Origin of the sequence: Pseudoalteromonas fenneropenaei (assembly GCF_042643375.1) — a bacterium.
Lineage (GTDB): Bacteria > Pseudomonadota > Gammaproteobacteria > Enterobacterales > Alteromonadaceae > Pseudoalteromonas > Pseudoalteromonas fenneropenaei.
Window position 1 is genome coordinate 192777 of the sequence record NZ_JBHRSD010000001.1, and the last position, 15486, is coordinate 208262.

Annotated in this window: 14 protein-coding genes; 8 read left to right on the forward strand and 6 right to left on the reverse strand. The window is 44.3% G+C overall.

The window, feature by feature from the left end; genetic code table 11:
• Positions 1–82 precede the first annotated feature (82 nt).
• The 3 genes from ACFOEE_RS00850 to arcA all read left to right on the forward strand — a co-directional run bounded on the left by ACFOEE_RS00850 (position 83) and on the right by arcA (position 3050).
• On the forward strand, positions 83–1702 hold the full coding sequence (locus tag ACFOEE_RS00850; RefSeq protein ID WP_377119947.1) for a sensor histidine kinase: 1620 nt from the start codon (positions 83–85) through the stop codon (positions 1700–1702).
• Positions 1702–2226, forward strand: a complete 525-nt coding sequence (locus ACFOEE_RS00855) for a YfiR family protein (RefSeq protein WP_377119949.1) — start codon at positions 1702–1704, stop codon at positions 2224–2226. The genes ACFOEE_RS00850 and ACFOEE_RS00855 overlap by 1 nt, the downstream gene beginning before the upstream one ends.
• 107 nt (positions 2227–2333) lie before the next feature.
• Complete coding sequence (gene arcA, locus ACFOEE_RS00860) at positions 2334–3050, forward strand: two-component system response regulator ArcA (protein WP_377119951.1); 717 nt, start codon at positions 2334–2336, stop codon at positions 3048–3050.
• Positions 3051–3054: 4 nt separating this feature from the next.
• On the opposite strand, the gene ACFOEE_RS00865 is transcribed toward arcA, so the two are convergent.
• Positions 3055–5007, reverse strand: a complete 1953-nt coding sequence (locus tag ACFOEE_RS00865) for an ATP-binding protein (protein ID WP_377119953.1) — start codon at positions 5005–5007, stop codon at positions 3055–3057.
• Between the two features lie 367 nt (positions 5008–5374).
• On the opposite strand from ACFOEE_RS00865, the gene folE2 reads away from it, so the two are divergent.
• From folE2 to ACFOEE_RS00885, 4 genes are all read left to right on the forward strand, one after another.
• Complete coding sequence (gene folE2, locus ACFOEE_RS00870) at positions 5375–6298, forward strand: GTP cyclohydrolase FolE2 (protein ID WP_377119955.1); 924 nt, start codon at positions 5375–5377, stop codon at positions 6296–6298.
• Positions 6299–6437: 139 nt separating this feature from the next.
• Positions 6438–7031 (forward strand): DUF2726 domain-containing protein, encoded by a 594-nt coding sequence (locus ACFOEE_RS00875; RefSeq protein ID WP_377119957.1) that lies wholly within the window; start codon positions 6438–6440, stop codon positions 7029–7031.
• Between the two features lie 113 nt (positions 7032–7144).
• The gene (gene mtnN, locus ACFOEE_RS00880; protein ID WP_377119959.1) at positions 7145–7852 is read left to right on the forward strand and encodes a 5'-methylthioadenosine/S-adenosylhomocysteine nucleosidase; all 708 of its coding nucleotides are present in this window, start codon (positions 7145–7147) and stop codon (positions 7850–7852) included.
• Between the two features lies 1 nt (position 7853).
• Positions 7854–8822 (forward strand): cobalamin biosynthesis protein CobD/CbiB, encoded by a 969-nt coding sequence (locus tag ACFOEE_RS00885; protein WP_377119961.1) that lies wholly within the window; start codon positions 7854–7856, stop codon positions 8820–8822.
• A 69-nt stretch (positions 8823–8891) separates the two neighbouring features.
• On the opposite strand, the gene tyrS is transcribed toward ACFOEE_RS00885, so the two are convergent.
• Positions 8892–10091, reverse strand: a complete 1200-nt coding sequence (tyrS, locus tag ACFOEE_RS00890) for a tyrosine--tRNA ligase (protein WP_377120122.1) — start codon at positions 10089–10091, stop codon at positions 8892–8894.
• 152 nt (positions 10092–10243) lie between these two features.
• Here tyrS and ACFOEE_RS00895 point away from each other — a divergent pair, with 152 nt between their 5' ends.
• On the forward strand, positions 10244–11602 hold the full coding sequence (locus tag ACFOEE_RS00895) for a peptidoglycan DD-metalloendopeptidase family protein (RefSeq protein WP_377119963.1): 1359 nt from the start codon (positions 10244–10246) through the stop codon (positions 11600–11602).
• Positions 11603–11615: 13 nt separating this feature from the next.
• Here the strand turns inward: ACFOEE_RS00895 and ACFOEE_RS00900 are convergent, their stop codons facing one another.
• From ACFOEE_RS00900 to ACFOEE_RS00915, 4 genes are all read right to left on the reverse strand, one after another.
• Positions 11616–11798, reverse strand: a complete 183-nt coding sequence (locus tag ACFOEE_RS00900) for a hypothetical protein (RefSeq protein ID WP_377119965.1) — start codon at positions 11796–11798, stop codon at positions 11616–11618.
• 234 nt (positions 11799–12032) lie between these two features.
• Positions 12033–13163 carry a sodium ion-translocating decarboxylase subunit beta gene (locus ACFOEE_RS00905; RefSeq protein WP_377119967.1) on the reverse strand — a complete coding sequence of 377 codons (1131 nt, stop codon included), beginning with the start codon at positions 13161–13163 and terminating at the stop codon, positions 12033–12035.
• An 8-nt stretch (positions 13164–13171) separates the two neighbouring features.
• Positions 13172–14947: a sodium-extruding oxaloacetate decarboxylase subunit alpha gene (gene oadA, locus ACFOEE_RS00910; protein ID WP_377119969.1), complete on the reverse strand. Its 1776-nt coding sequence runs from the start codon at positions 14945–14947 to the stop codon at positions 13172–13174.
• A 3-nt stretch (positions 14948–14950) separates the two neighbouring features.
• Entirely contained in the window at positions 14951–15199 is a 249-nt protein-coding gene (locus ACFOEE_RS00915) for an OadG family protein (protein ID WP_377119971.1), read from the reverse strand.
• Positions 15200–15486: the final 287 nt, after the last annotated feature.

Genomic DNA, 15486 nt, shown 5'->3' on the forward strand with positions numbered 1-15486 from the left:
GGTAAATTTTGGTTTTTTTATTCAAACTGTTTGCTACACTTGATTCAGATGTTTTGCTAGCACAAGTAAACTGCTGGAAATAATGGCAAAATCTGGATCAAAAACAAGTATAAGAAAAGCCCTGATAAGCGCGGTAATGTTAGTTACCGCGTTGTGTCTGTCTTTGTCTATTTCTATCTCAACTTACCTTGATGTTAAAGAGCAAAAGCAACTGTTGATTGAAAAGCTCAGCATCTTAGCTGAAATCGTCGCTTTCAACGCACAAATTACACTTATTTTCGATGATAGAAAAACCGAAGACAAACGCCTACAGTCTTTTAATAACATTGAGTTAGTAAAAAATATCCATATCTACGCGATAGATGATATCACTAACAAACCGGTGTTTTTTACCAGTTTCAATGCCAGCAAAACTCCACCTGTACCGCTTAAAGTTAACAGTATCGAAGAGTTGCTCACACCGAAAATCAGCGATGATTATATTGAGCTTATTAAACCTGTGGTTTACGAAGGTAAAACTGAAGGGTATGTTTATATTCGTGGTGGTTTAGAGCGGCTCAATCGTTATATCAATCGTAAAATCTTGGTCGACATTTTCCTGACCCTCTTTGTATTGCTGTTGGTGAGTTTGGTTGCCCGCGGCATTCAAAAGCGTATTGCCAGCCCTATAGAAGAGTTGAGTCTGCTACTGCAAGATGTGTCAAAAAACCACAATTACAGTGCCCGTGCGAATAAAAACAACATAGAAGAAATTAATATTCTAGCCAATAACCTCAACTTGATGTTAGCTCGTACCCAAAACCAAATTGAGCGCCACAAGGCTGACAAACTAGAGATCAAGCAACTTAACCAAAGCCTTGAAGAAAAAGTGAATCAACGCACTATCGCACTACGAGAAGCAAATCAGGAATTATTGAACACCTTAGAGCGCATGCACCAGTACCAAAACCAAATCGTTGAAAACGAAAAAATGGCGTCGCTTGGACAAATGGTGGCGGGTGTTGCCCATGAAGTAAACACCCCAATTGGACTCGGTGTGACTGGCTCAACGTTACTACGCGATAAACTGGCTGATATTAAAGTTGCTTTTGAAGGCAAATCACTTACCTCAAAGCAGTTAGAGCGCTTTATCAACGATGGTATTGAGAACTTAGACTTAATTTACCGTAACCTCAACCGTGCAGCTGAGCTCATCTCCGCATTCAAGAAAGTAGCTGTTAGTCAAGACCTTGAATTAAGCACAGAACTAAATCTAGAAGCCTTGCTGCGCGATGTGATAACCGCCATGCGTGCTGATTTAATTCTCAAGCATGCGGAAGTCAGTATCGACTGCCCAGCTAACTTTTTTGTCAACAGTAAGGCCGGTCCAATCCAGCAAATCATTGAGCAACTGGTCTCTAACTCTTTGATCCACGCATTTTCTGATAGCAACGACAATCACATTAATATCGAAATCGTCGATAACGAAAATGATATTCAGGTAATCTATTCGGATAACGGCAGTGGTGTACCAACGAGTATTCGCAAACGTATTTTCGACCCTTTCGTAACCACTCGGCGTGGCGAAGGTGGTAGCGGTCTTGGCATGCACTTAGTGTATAACTTAGTTACGCAAGCACTCAACGGCAATATCTATTTAGACGAAAATGTTGAGAAAGGTAGCCGCTTTGTTATCACCCTGCCAAAACCGGAGGTGGTGTGATGACAAAATCTTATTGGCTACTTTTAGTGCTTTCGCTATGCATCTGGAACGTTCAGGCCAAATCTCCCGATCAAGTTCGCTCGGCCTTTTTATATCAAATGGCTAAGTTTGTTGAGTTTCCAAAAAGCCGCACCGTAAACGGTTTAAGGTTTTGCTTTTTCACTCTGGATGATGGCCCTGGCGCTGTGCTACAAGCAACAAAAAATCTGAGCATCAATGATCTACCAATTCAGATTTTAAAAATTGAAAATAATACTAATTTACGGGAACTTTCTGAGCGCTGTGATATCTCATACGTTGATGAAAATCACGAAAATGATATACTATCCGCTTGGACCGATACAACTGCCTTGGACACAGTAACTGTTGGTGAAAGCCTTGCATTTCTTGAAGGCGGCGGTGTAGCGTCATTGGTCCAAGAAGGGAGCAAAATCCGTTTGTACATCAATAAACAAGCAATGAACAAGCACAATTTTAAGGTGCTTTCACGTTTGCTGGCTGTGGCCAAATTTCATCCAGACTGATTTTTCTTGTTAACATTTGGATAAGCTCCTATAATCATCATTATTCGGTTTTATTCTATTGTACCGAATATCATGTAAATAAAATGTTCCGAAAAGGTTAATAAATAATGCAAACGCCAGTCATTCTGATCGTAGAGGATGAAGACGTAACTCGGCTGAACCTAGTTAGTTTATTTGAAGCTGAAGGTTACAAAGTTCTTGAAGCCATTGATGGTGATGACATGCACGACAAACTTACCTCACATGATGATGTAAGCCTCGTGATCATGGATATCAATCTTCCGGGTAAAAACGGCCTGATTTTAGCCCGTGAGTTACGCCAGAAGAGAAATATTGGTCTAATCTTCTTGACCGGACGTGACAACGATGTCGATCGTATCCTTGGTCTAGAGATTGGCGCTGATGACTACATCACCAAGCCATTTAACCCACGTGAATTGACTATCAGAGCACGTAACTTAATTTCTCGTACTGGTTCTTCAGCTGAAGAGTCAAAGCTTGAAACAAATGGTGTTATCACCTTTAACGGTTGGGAACTTGACGAAAATAGTCGTTGCCTAACTTCACCAGCAGGGGTTGCTAAGCGTTTGCCTAAAGGCGAATACCGTGCACTACGCCTAATGCTAGATTCTCCAGGCCGCATTTTCAGCCGTGAGCAACTCATCAAGCATATGACTGGTCGTGAACTGCGTGCTAATGACCGTACGGTAGACGTTACTATCCGTCGTATTCGTAAGCATTTTGAAAGCGATAACAGCACACCTGAACTTATCAGTACGATTCACGGTGAAGGCTACCGCTTCATTGGTAAACTTGATAACTAATCAGTTACTCAGTTTCAGCGAGTTTTGCAATTAATGAATGAAGGGCTGATTGTCCTTCATTTATTTTTGCTTCCAATTCTACAATCCACTGCGTTAACGCTGTTGCATCAACACTCTGCGCCTGTAACTCCATGTCTTTTGCGTGTAACTGCACGAGTTGCAAGCCAACCGAACCCGCCGCACCCTTGAGCTTATGCGCTACAGAAGCGTATTCTTCAATATTTTGTGCATTTAATGCGCTGCGCAGTTCTTCACAATACTTTGGATTCAAACGCTCAAATAGTTCGATACTACGAGAGAAGGCTGACAAGCCCATAGAATTAACAAAATCACTGATGGTTTCTAAGTCTAGTTGTTCGCTTTGTTCTGTATCGAGCTGTGCGAAAACATCCACCTCACTGGTGCCGTGACTTTTTTGTGCATCAAGACCAAATAACTCACCGAGCATTTTATCCAGACGCGTGGTATTAATCGGTTTAGCCAAGGCGCCTTGTATACTAATTCCCTGTAACTCTTGCTCAGCGCTACGCACGTTGGCAGTTAACGCGACAATAGGTAGGTCATCAAACCGACTATCTTCACGTATCTGCCGTGCAACTTCATCGCCGTTGATATCCGGTAGCTGCATATCTAATAAGATAAGGTCGAGGTCGTCTTCAGTTTCGACCAAACACAAGGCATCTTCACCCGTTTCAGCCCAGATCACTTCATGCCCGCGTTGCTCAAGCAGATTGGTCGCGATTTCCGCGTTCAGTGGCACGTCTTCAACCAACAAAATATTCAAGCTGCGTCCCGCATAACTTTGCTCTTTTGGTGCTGCAGTTAACTTAAGTGGAATAGTCACATCAAACTGGCTGCCCTGCCCTTGTTTGCTAATAACACTAATGGTGCCTTTCATCGCTTCCACCAATGCTTTGGTAACCGCAAGTCCAATTCCTGAACCAATTGCGTTGGCTCCGGTGGCATCAGGCGCTTTGTAATACATTTCAAAGATTTTACCGAGCTGATCGGCGGGAATACCCATCCCCGTATCAATCACGCTGACACATAACCAAGGGCCATCTTCTTTGTTTTCACGTCGGCAAATTAGTGTCACACCTCCACGATGGGTAAATTTCACCGCGTTGTTGATTAGATTCCATAACACCTGGCGCAAACGTGTGGGGTCGAGTAACGCGTAAACATCCAAAATACCCTGACGTTGAATGTCAAAACTGAGCCCCTTTTGATCGGCAATAAGTCCCGCAAAGTTCACTACATCGTTAATAAAGTCTGAGACATTGATACTGTCGGCAGCGATATCTAACTGCTCACGATCTATTTTATCTAAGTCTATGATATCATTAAAAATATTACCTAGTGTTTCGGCGCTTGAGAACACCGTATTACACCAACTGCGCTGCTGCTTATTCAGCTCAGTATCAAGTAACATGCGGGTCAGACCAACAATACCATTGAGCGGGGTGCGTAATTCATGACTTAAAGTGGCAATAAATTTGCCCTTATCATTGTATGCAGTTTCTAATGCTTGCTGCGCTTTTTTCCGCTCGGTGATCTCTTTTCTCAATTCTTCAATAGCACGATGTTTGGCGTGTAGCGCGATTTTCCGCTCGTCAATTTCACTATTGAGGCGGTTAATGTTGTCCTTTAAGGTTTGGTTGAGTAGTTTTTCCTGTTGTGTCGCAGATTCGATATAAGCACGCGAGTGCTGAAGACGCCGTAACGCTTGGATGGTCATCATGATCAACACAGGAGAAGCGATAGCGGTAAAAAACATCACAGCTAAAATATCTAATAAATTAATTTCGCCAAGAGCAACATAATAGAACATACATGCAGCAATCAAAGACACTAACAGAATAATGGCGTACACCATTATCCCAGCTTTGAGCTCACCAAATTTTTCAAGTAAGTTGGACACCAAGCGCGTCCACGGATCTACAGATGAATCTATCATGTTATGTTCTTACTACCGCTGATAACGCCATTATACCCTGAGCGTAAAAAGTGTAACATCATCACGCCACCAAATTGTCTACTTAACAAACAAAAAATGATGATAATCAAAAAATTGACGCTCATTATCGTCACGTCTTGAGGCGCTAATAGCACTTGAAAGTTACGCCACTGACAAAATACCCGCACAATCGCGCGCAAAAAATACTCACAAGTTGTTTCTAAAAAAAACCAATCAGGCGGCGATTTGTATAGCGCTGTGAACACTCTGCGCATAAATCAAATTTGACTTTAACACGCATTTTTCCACTTTCTGATATTTTTCATGTACTATGCGCGTTTTTTAGTATTTGCTGAATGAGGAAATAATGCCAGCTAACATGCCAGATATCGCGCACAGTGCCAGTGCACTTGCTCACGGCCGCTTAGAATGGGTCGGCATGGGCAATATCGAAGTCCCATTAACGCTCGAAACCAAAGGCCTTGCCCCTTGTACTATCGCTGCCAAAGCCGATGCATATGTCAGCCTAGACGACGAACAAGCTAAAGGTATTCATATGTCACGCTTATTCTTAGCGTTGGACACTTTATCTTGTGAGCAGTCCCTGACACCTATTACCCTTCAGCAATTGCTTGACCAGTTTATTACTAGCCACGAAGGCTTAAGCCAAAGTGCCAAACTGCGTCTTGAATTCGAATTACTATTACGTCGCAAATCGCTGCTTAGTGGTAAGCAAGGCTGGAAAGGTTACCCAGTCGTGATCAACAGCGTATTGCTTAATGGTCAGTTTAAACTTGAACTAACTGTTGATGTTGCTTACTCATCAACTTGTCCTTGCTCTGCGGCACTTGCACGGCAATTAATTCAAAACGCCTTTGATGCCAAATTTAAGCAGCAAGAATTGTCATTTGAACAAGTTAAAAACTGGCTCGGTAGTACCGAAGGTATTGTTGCGACGCCTCATTCACAGCGCTCTATTGCTCAAGTGAAAGTGTTGTTATCACACAATAGTCAGGAATTTGACATTGTGACCTTAATTGATTTGATTGAGGCAACACTCAAAACGCCCGTCCAAGCAGCGGTAAAACGTGAAGATGAGCAAGAGTTTGCACGACTTAACGGGCAAAACTTGATATTCTGCGAAGATGCGGCAAGAAAATTGAAAGCATTGCTAGAGCCACTGGCATACTCTGACTTTAGCGTCCGGGTGAATCATTACGAATCACTCCACGCCCACGATGCGGTAGCCATGGCAGTAAAAGGTATAGCTGGCGGTTACACACCAGAGTAAATCGCTACGATGCGGGTCTGACCACGAAGCTCGTTTTCAGTCCCGCCTCTGTAAACAATACGAAATTCCGTCACTTAACTTGGCATATAGTTTGCTTTAACTCAGCAGAGTTATCAAAATTGTCGAAGTGGAGTGTTTTATGGAATTGGCATTGTTATCTATTCTCGCTTTGGTCGTGGTTGCCTCTGTGGTTGCAGCGAAATACACAGATCAGGGCGGAAACCCCTACCCATTCAGCAAAAAAGAAAATGTCTTTACTACTGTAGAAGCCAGCTTCCTACATTTGATTGAGCGTGCTATTGGCGATCGTTTTAAAGTCGTGAGCCGTGTTAAATTGGTTGATCTGATCGAGTGCAAACCAGGCCTTACGGCAAAAGCTCGCCGCGCGGCAATGGCCAAAGCGAAAAACAAACAACTAGACTATGTGTTAGTCGACAAAGAGACCTTAAACATAGTTGCGGCGGTTGATTTGGTGAATAACGCCAACAAAAGCGGCCATAAGGCGCAAAAAGACTGGTTTGTTACCGGCGCGCTAGAAGCTGCTGGTATTCCACACATCCGTATGAAAGTCAGAGCAGGCTATAAACCTGCTGAAGTACGCGCTGCGATTCTGTTCAAACTAGGCAAGCCAGAGAAACCTGAATCTCGCGAAACACGTAACAGAACTTATAAACCAGCAGTATTGTCGCCATCACAAGCAAAAGCCATGTCGACGCAACTGGCCGAAATTTAAGCGGCTAGATAAAGTGACAAATTGATTACGAGAATGCGAGTTTAGCCAGCTAAACTCGCATTTTTATTGTCCTTCAGTATAATGAGCTGCACAGTTTATGAGGAATAATTAGCATGAAAGTAGGTATTATCGGCGCCATGGAGCCGGAAGTTGCTATCCTTCGCGAAGCAATGCAAAACGTAAGTACAGTAAGCAAAGGCGGCTTTACGTTTTTTTCTGGTGATTTAGCTGGTCAACAAGTCACTTTAGTACAATCAGGCATTGGTAAAGTTGCATCAGCCATCGCAACGACTTTGCTAATTGATAATTTTACTCCTGACTGTGTGATCAATACTGGCTCAGCGGGCGGTTTCGAGCCGTCTCTTAATGTTGGCGATGTGGTGATTTCAAGCGAAGTGCGTCACCACGATGTTGACGTAACTGCGTTTGGCTACGAAATTGGTCAAGTACCACAAATGCCTGCGGGTTTTACCGCTCACCCAGCACTTATTGAAGCAGCTAAGCAAAGCGTTGCGGAAGTGGAAAACGTGCAAACTATGGTTGGCTTAATTTGTACTGGTGATATTTTCATGTGCGACCCAGTACGTATCGACAAGGCCCGCCAAGACTTCCCTGCGATGTTAGCGGTAGAAATGGAAGGCGCTGCAATTGCGCAGGTATGCCATTCATTACACACGCCGTTTGTGGTGATCCGCTCATTGTCTGACATTGCGGGTAAAGAGTCGCCACAGTCGTTTGAAGAATATTTAGAAGTCGCTTCGGTTAATTCTTCAAAAATGGTTGTGGCACTATTACAAAAGCTTACTCAGGTTACGCTATAAGGTGTCTTTAACGCTGTTGCAAACTCACGAAAGTTTGCTGGTGTTTATCCTCGCAGTCGCGTTATCGCGACTGCTGCCGCTACACAGCTGGTATCATCCCAACGCGTTTTATTCTCACTTATTTGCCATGATAGGCAAACGCGTGTATCAACCCAACACCAACAAGCAGCAATGGTATATTGCTGGCAGTCTGGCTTTTTTATTACCCATTGCAACGATTGTGGTGCTTATCTTTGGCATCAGTAGTTTTGCACTTTATCCAGTGTGGGTTGATGGCTTATTACTCTATCTTTGCCTTTATAATCCAATTTTTGAGCGTAAAGCGCAAAAAATAGCCAAACTATTGGATCTCGGTCAAAAAGCCACAGCACGCCAGCTCAGCACGCAATTGGTCGTACGTGACACCCGCAATCTGTCTGAAGTAGGTATCATCAAAGCCTGTATTGAATCTTTGTGTCTGAATCAGGTGAGGCAGTTTTGGGTCATCGTACTGTTATACCTTGGCACTGGCCCTTGGTTAATGCTGGCCTACAAATTAATGTTGCTCTGCAATCATGCGTGGCGCAAAACTTTACCGCCCAACAGTTACTTTATGAAACCGTTAGAGCGCACGCTATTTGTTGTCGAGTGGCCGTTTATTCGTATGTTTGTAGCACTATTATCGCTATTACAAAATTATAAAAAGACTTGGCATTATATTCGTCTATACGGTCGACATTGTTATCAAACCAATAGTGGCTGGATCTTGTCGCTGTTTGCCGCAAGCTTGAATGTACAACTTGGCGGCCCAGCGTTATATCAAGGCGAACGGTTTCAAAAAATGCGTTTTGGCACTGAACGCCATCCGCTTAGCGCCGATATCCGCGAAACAATTCGCTTGCTGAATTATCTACGCTGGTTTCTGCTGGCTTTGATCTGTTTGTTATGGGCTGCGCTGAATCTGTTTTTACAAACTCAGCTGCGCAATTAGCCACCTTGTAGGCAGAAAAAAACCGACGCTAGCGTCGGTTTAAAGTATCTTAATCGTGACTACGCGCCATTACGCAAGTGTGACATTAGCAAATTTACGCTTACCAACTTGATAAATCGCGGTTGAGCCTTTAGCTACCATCATTTTGCTGTCAGTGATTTTATCTTCACCATTTAGCTTCACCGCGCCTTGCTTGATCATACGCAGCGCTTCTGAGGTGCTATCTACTAAACCAGCTTCTTTTAGTAACACACTGATAGCCATTTCTGTGCCTTCAGTCGTCACAGTTACATCTGGAATATCATCAGGCAACGCGTTTTTCGAGAAACGTTGAATAAAGTCCTGATGCGCGGCCTCAGCAGCTTCTGCACTATGGAAACGCGCAATCATTTCTTTTGCAAAGTCGATTTTGATATCGCGCGGATTTTTACCATTTGCCACTTCTGCTTTTAAAGCTGCGATTTGCTCTAGGCTCAAAGCACTTAGTAATTCGTAGTAACGCCACATCAAGTCATCAGTGATCGACATGATTTTACCAAACATATCGTTTGGCTCATCTGTGATACCAATATAGTTACCCAATGACTTAGACATCTTCTGCACGCCATCCGTACCTTCAAGTAGCGGCATCATCAGTACTGTTTGTGGTGCTTGGCCTTCGTCTTTTTGTAACTCACGGCCCATTAACAGGTTAAAGCGTTGATCTGTACCACCTAGTTCTACGTCTGCTTTCAATGCTACCGAATCCCAGCCTTGCACTAGCGGATACAAGAATTCGTGAATCGCAATTGATTGGCCATTCGCATAACGCTTTTTAAAGTCGTCACGCTCTAGCATACGAGCAACCGTTTGACTTGCAGCAAGTTTGATCATACCAGCCGCACCTAGCTTTTCCATCCACTCAGAGTTAAAAGCTACTGTGGTTTTAGCTGGGTCTAAAATCTTAAACACTTGCTCTTTGTAGGTTTCAGCATTAGCAAGGACCTGCTCACGAGTCAAAGGTTTACGTGTTACGTTTTTACCCGTTGGGTCGCCGATAAGGCCAGTAAAGTCACCAATCAGGAAGATAACCTCATGGCCTAAATCCTGAAACGTTCTCATTTTGTTGATAAGTACGGTGTGACCTAAGTGTAGATCTGGCGCTGTTGGATCAAATCCCGCTTTAATACGAAGTTTTTTGCCAGACTTGAGTTTTTCCTTCAATTCGTCTTCTAATAAAATCTCTTCGGCGCCGCGCTTGATCTCAGCAAACGCAGTTTCTAAATCCACCATCTCTCACTCCAACAAATTTTTCTACTTAGCGCCCGATTCTAGCTCATATTAAGTCGAGTTTAAATGTACAAAATACTGGTATTAACGCTTTATTGCGTATATCCTGCAATATTATTCACAATACATCTTGACAGCAGAAAAGGCGCGTTATGGTTCACGTGGTGCATAAGCTTCCTAAAAAACACAAAATGCTGATCCTAGGTATTCTGGCCGCTATGGCCGGGGTTGCACTTATTCCTTCTGAAAAGGCAACGGCATCAAGAGATAACGATGTATCGCTATTAGAAGTGGGCAAACGTTATGAGTTGCCGCTTGATGTTATTGAGCCAAATATTGCAACCGCCGTCCCAGACAGCAAAGTGTCACAAACCGCAGGGGATGAGCAGGAAAGCCAAATTTCCCAACTCGCGGCCGACCAAGAATTTAGTTTTGATGATTTCAAAGTCAAATCCGGTGATAGCCTCGCTATTATCTTCAAACAAGCCGGTCTCTCTCCTCAAACTTTGCATCAAATCGTCAATCTCAGCAACGACACTAAACAACTTACCAGTATTCACCCAGGCGAAACCCTAAGCTTTGCTAAAGACAATAACGGTGAGTTATTACAGTTAAAGTATGTGATCTCAAAAACCGATACTTTACTGGTCACCAGAGAGGCCAACGGTAATTACCGCAGCCATATCGACAGTAAAGAAGTGGATACCGTTGCCCAGTCTGTCAGTGGGCAGATCAGTTCTAGTTTTTGGACTGCGGGTATCACAGCTGGCTTGAGCGAGCGGCAGATCATGAATTTTGCCGATATTTTTGGCTGGGACGTCGACTTTGCCAACGATATTCGTGAAGGCGATCAGTTCTCACTGCTTTTTGAAACGCACTATGTCGATGGTGAACTGATTGGTACTGGTGAGATCCTCGCCGCTGAGTTTATCAATCAGGGTGAACGCTTTGCCGCAGTAAAACACAGCGATGGAGAGTTTTACACCCCAGAAGGTCGCAGCATGAAAAAAGCCTTCTTGCGCGCACCAGTCAACTTTAAGTACATCAGCTCGAATTTCAATCCACGTCGTTTGCACCCTGTGACAGGTAAAGTTAGTGCTCACCGCGGTATTGATTACGCCGCACGCGTGGGCACGCCGGTGGTGGCTTCTGGTAATGGCAAGGTATTGAAATCTGGCTATAACGACTTAAACGGCAACTATGTGTTTATTCAGCATGGTTCACAATACGTGACTAAGTATCTGCATTTAGATAAACGCTATGCCAAAACTGGCGATAAAATCCGCCAAGGTGAAAAGATTGGTACAGTAGGTGCAACTGGTCGCGTAACCGGTGCGCACTTACATTATGAGTTTTTAGTGAATGGTGTACACCGCAATCCAAAAACTGTACCGCTGCCAAAATCAGAGCCTTTACCAGCCGCTGAACTGGCAAACTTTAAACCTCTCGCTGACCAACGTTTAGCGCTACTTGAGCGCAACCGTAGCCTGCAATTGGCGTTAAACAACTAAGTTTATCGCTGACTCACTCGCCGTGCAGCAATGCGTACAGTAACTGCACGACGAGCGACATCATCACCAAAGGCAAAATCCAACGGCCGATTTTATGATAGGCGTCTTTACTCCAATTCCCCTGAAAGCGCTCTAACAAGGGGATTAAAATGACTAAACTAATCACCAATAATCCCAGTACCACTATTACTTTCATATTTACTCCCACACAGCTGAGCAAGTAAAAACTCTCTCGTCCCTACTTCAATTAGCCTATGGTATAAAAATGCGCAGAGCTTAGTCTACACATGCGTACTTAAACGCGTTAGTTACCCTTTGATTGCGCTTTAGAGCATATCTGACCTCAGCTTGATTAGCTTGGCAATCACTAACAGCTGCGCAAAAAAAAGCGCAGCTTACGCCGCGCCAGTCGGTTGGAGAGTTTACAAATCTATCCTACTAAAGCGAGCAAAATACCCGCAGCCACGGCACTGCCTAATACCCCAGCGACATTAGGCCCCATCGCGTGCATTAATAAAAAGTTATGCGGGTTACTCGCTAACCCCACCTTGTTCACTACTCGCGCAGCCATAGGCACGGCCGAAACTCCTGCGGCACCAATTAATGGATTAATCGGATCTTTCGATAAGCGATTCATGATTTTCGCCATGTACACGCCAGAGGCAGTTCCTATACCAAAAGCAACGGCACCCAACACCAAAATACCGATTGTTTCTACCGTTAAGAACTTATCGGCAGCCAACTTAGAACCCACAGCTAAACCAAGAAATATTGTGGTGATATTAATCAATTCATTTTGTGCGGTACTGCTTAAGCGCTCTACTACACCGGATTCGCGCATTAAATTACCTAAGCAGAACATCCCGACCAAAGGTGCAGCGGCAGGTAAGAACAAGATAGTCATCCCTAGCACTAAAAGCGGAAACAGTAATTTTTCACGCTTTGACACATGACGTAATTGCGGCATTGCAATTTGTCGCTCTTCTTCTGTAGTCAGCGCCTTCATAATGGGCGGCTGAATAATTGGCACTAATGCCATATACGAATAAGCCGCTACTGCAATCGCACCAAGTAATTCAGGTGCTAACTTAGAGGCCAGAAATATCGCCGTTGGTCCGTCAGCCCCGCCAATAATGGCAATCGCAGAGGCATCTTTTAAGGTAAATTCAAACCCAGGCACTAAATTCAGCATAATGGCGCCAAACAGTGTGGCAAAAATACCAAACTGCGCCGCAGCACCGAGCAATAGCATCTTAGGATTTGCGATAAGCGCGCTAAAATCCGTTAGTGCACCTACTCCCATAAAGATAAGGAGTGGAAACACCCCGCTGTCGATACCTATGTAATAAACGTAATACAGCAGGCCACCCGGCTCTGATAGCCCAGCCACAGGGATGTTAGTTAAGATGGCACCAAAACCAATTGGTACCAGTAGCAAAGGCTCAAACCCTTTGGCTATCGCTAAATACAGTAATAAGCCACCCACCCCCATCATAATAAGTGCAGGCAAGGTGAAGTTGGCAAGCCCTGTGGCCTGCCAAAGGTTAAGTAATCCGTCCATGTCAGCTCCTAAGCAAGCGCAATAATGGCGTCGCCAGCAGCAACGGCATCGCCTTCTGCTACGAGTACTTCGACAACTTGACCGGCATGCTGAGCGCGGATCTCAGTTTCCATTTTCATGGCTTCCATGAGGATCACTACATCGCCCTTGCTCACTGTATCACCCGCTTTGACTTTTATTTTGACGATATTACCTGCCAGCGGAGCATTGAGGGTTTCTTCTGATACCAGCGAGGCCGATTGCGGCAGCAATTCACTGTCACTTACTTTTACGCTTTGCAACGCGCCACCTGGTGCTACCACCACATCGTAAACTTTACCATCAACTTGCACACTATAGCGCTCGCTACTACCTTGGCGGGCTGCGGGCGCCGCGGTTGGTGTAGCAGCTGTAGTCACTAAACCCGGTTTGGGCTCGAAAGCCTCTGGATTGTGGCGGTTTTTCAGGAATTTCAAACCTACTTGCGGGAATAAGGCATAGGTCAATACATCGTCAATAACTTCATCAGCAAGAGCTATTTGCTCAGTTTTGGCTTTGGCTAACAGCTCACTTTCAAGCACAGCCAGTTCTGGCTGTAATAAATCTGCAGGGCGGCATGTGATGGCTTGCGCGCCCTCCAATACGCGTTGCTGTAGTGCCGTATCAACTGGCGCAGGCGTCAAACCATATTCGCCTTTTAACACCCCAGCGGTTTCTTTAGTGATAGATTTGTAGCGCTCACCACTTAACACATTTAACACCGCCTGAGTGCCAACAATTTGGGAGGTAGGCGTCACTAATGGGATGTAGCCAAGATCTTGACGTACCTTAGGAATTTCCAATAACACTTCATCAAGACGCTGCTCAGCCCCCTGTTCACGCAGCTGACTTTCCATATTAGTTAGCATCCCGCCTGGCACTTGCGCCAGCAGAATACGACCATCCACGCCTTTTAAACTACCTTCAAACGCGGCATATTTTTTCCGCACGTCGCGGAAATAGCTGGCTATTTCCTCCAGCAAGGCAAGATCTAATCCGGTATCACGCGCCATACCTTCTGTGATAGCAACTATGGTTTCTGTGGCACTGTGACCGTAAGTCATACTCATTGACGAAATCGCGGTATCAAGCATATCAATCCCAGCGTCAATGGCTTTTTGGTAAGTTGCAGTACTTAAGCCAGTCGTAGCATGACATTGCATTGCAATTGGCAGAGAAACTGTACTTTTCAAGCCTAAGATCAGCTGCTCAGCATCGTAGGGTTTCAACAGCCCCGCCATATCTTTAATACAAATCGATTGGCAACCCATCTCTTCCAGCTGTTTTGCTTGTTTTAGCCACATATCTAGCGTATGTACTGGGCTGACCGTATACGAGATGGTACCTTGCGCATGGGCGCCAACTTTGACCGCCGCACGTATTGCCGTTTGCAAATTACGCATGTCGTTCATTGCGTCGAAGATGCGAAACACATCTACACCACTTTGATGCGCACGTTCAACAAACTTTTCAACCACGTCATCGGCATAATGGCGATACCCAAGTAAATTTTGACCACGCAGCAACATTTGTTGCGGCGTGTTAGGCATAGCTTCTTTCAATGCGCGAATGCGATACCAAGGATCTTCACCAAGATAGCGAATACAGGCATCAAATGTTGCCCCTCCCCAAGATTCCATCGACCAATAACCAACCTTATCCAACTTTTCTGCGATAGGTAGCATGTCTTCAAGTCGCATTCTGGTCGCAAGTAACGACTGGTGTGCATCGCGAAGCACCAGTTCAGTAAGTTTAAGCTGCGTCATAAGTTACTCCTGTTGATGTTGTTTTTTGTATTGCGCAATAGCAGCGCTGATAACCGCCACATGCGTTGCAGGAACTTGTCCAGGTAAAGTTTGCTTTGTTGCAGGTTTTTTCGTAATCACTGGCGCTTCTTCAACACACCAACGTGCTACTAGTTTGACAATGAAAATCAGCAAGGAGAGGAACAAAAATACCCCTACCATGCCTGTTACCATGATATTTGCTGCTGTCAGTAACGTTGCTGAAACATCCATGCGGCCCCCAGATAGAATAGTTAATCTTTTTTTATGAATATTTATTCCATGATAATATCAAACACACCCACACTGTCCAGCTAAATGTCAATTGGTATTACCAATGATGTTTTTCTTTTTTTTCATTGAGTTAGCTTAAAAAGGCGACAAAAGTGGTATCAACATGAAAAATACTCAAAATATTCACAATCAATACTTGGCACTAACACCCGCTTATCAATATAGAAGAGTGTTATTATTTAGCCAGAAAATGGTAATACCAATTAATGACTAATTTACCCACAGGA

What these genes read in the sequence shown, in the direction of transcription:
- ACFOEE_RS00850 (WP_377119947.1), top strand. Translation starts at nt 83, where the DNA reads ATGGCAAAATCTGGATCAAAAACAAGTATAAGAAAAGCCCTGATAAGC.
- ACFOEE_RS00855 (WP_377119949.1), top strand. Translation starts at nt 1,702, where the DNA reads ATGACAAAATCTTATTGGCTACTTTTAGTGCTTTCGCTATGCATCTGG.
- arcA (WP_377119951.1), top strand. Translation starts at nt 2,334, where the DNA reads ATGCAAACGCCAGTCATTCTGATCGTAGAGGATGAAGACGTAACTCGG.
- ACFOEE_RS00865 (WP_377119953.1), bottom strand. Translation starts at nt 5,007, where the DNA reads ATGATAGATTCATCTGTAGATCCGTGGACGCGCTTGGTGTCCAACTTA.
- folE2 (WP_377119955.1), top strand. Translation starts at nt 5,375, where the DNA reads ATGCCAGCTAACATGCCAGATATCGCGCACAGTGCCAGTGCACTTGCT.
- ACFOEE_RS00875 (WP_377119957.1), top strand. Translation starts at nt 6,438, where the DNA reads ATGGAATTGGCATTGTTATCTATTCTCGCTTTGGTCGTGGTTGCCTCT.
- mtnN (WP_377119959.1), top strand. Translation starts at nt 7,145, where the DNA reads ATGAAAGTAGGTATTATCGGCGCCATGGAGCCGGAAGTTGCTATCCTT.
- ACFOEE_RS00895 (WP_377119963.1), top strand. Translation starts at nt 10,244, where the DNA reads ATGGTTCACGTGGTGCATAAGCTTCCTAAAAAACACAAAATGCTGATC.
- ACFOEE_RS00900 (WP_377119965.1), bottom strand. Translation starts at nt 11,798, where the DNA reads ATGAAAGTAATAGTGGTACTGGGATTATTGGTGATTAGTTTAGTCATT.
- ACFOEE_RS00905 (WP_377119967.1), bottom strand. Translation starts at nt 13,163, where the DNA reads ATGGACGGATTACTTAACCTTTGGCAGGCCACAGGGCTTGCCAACTTC.
- oadA (WP_377119969.1), bottom strand. Translation starts at nt 14,947, where the DNA reads ATGACGCAGCTTAAACTTACTGAACTGGTGCTTCGCGATGCACACCAG.
- ACFOEE_RS00915 (WP_377119971.1), bottom strand. Translation starts at nt 15,199, where the DNA reads ATGGATGTTTCAGCAACGTTACTGACAGCAGCAAATATCATGGTAACA.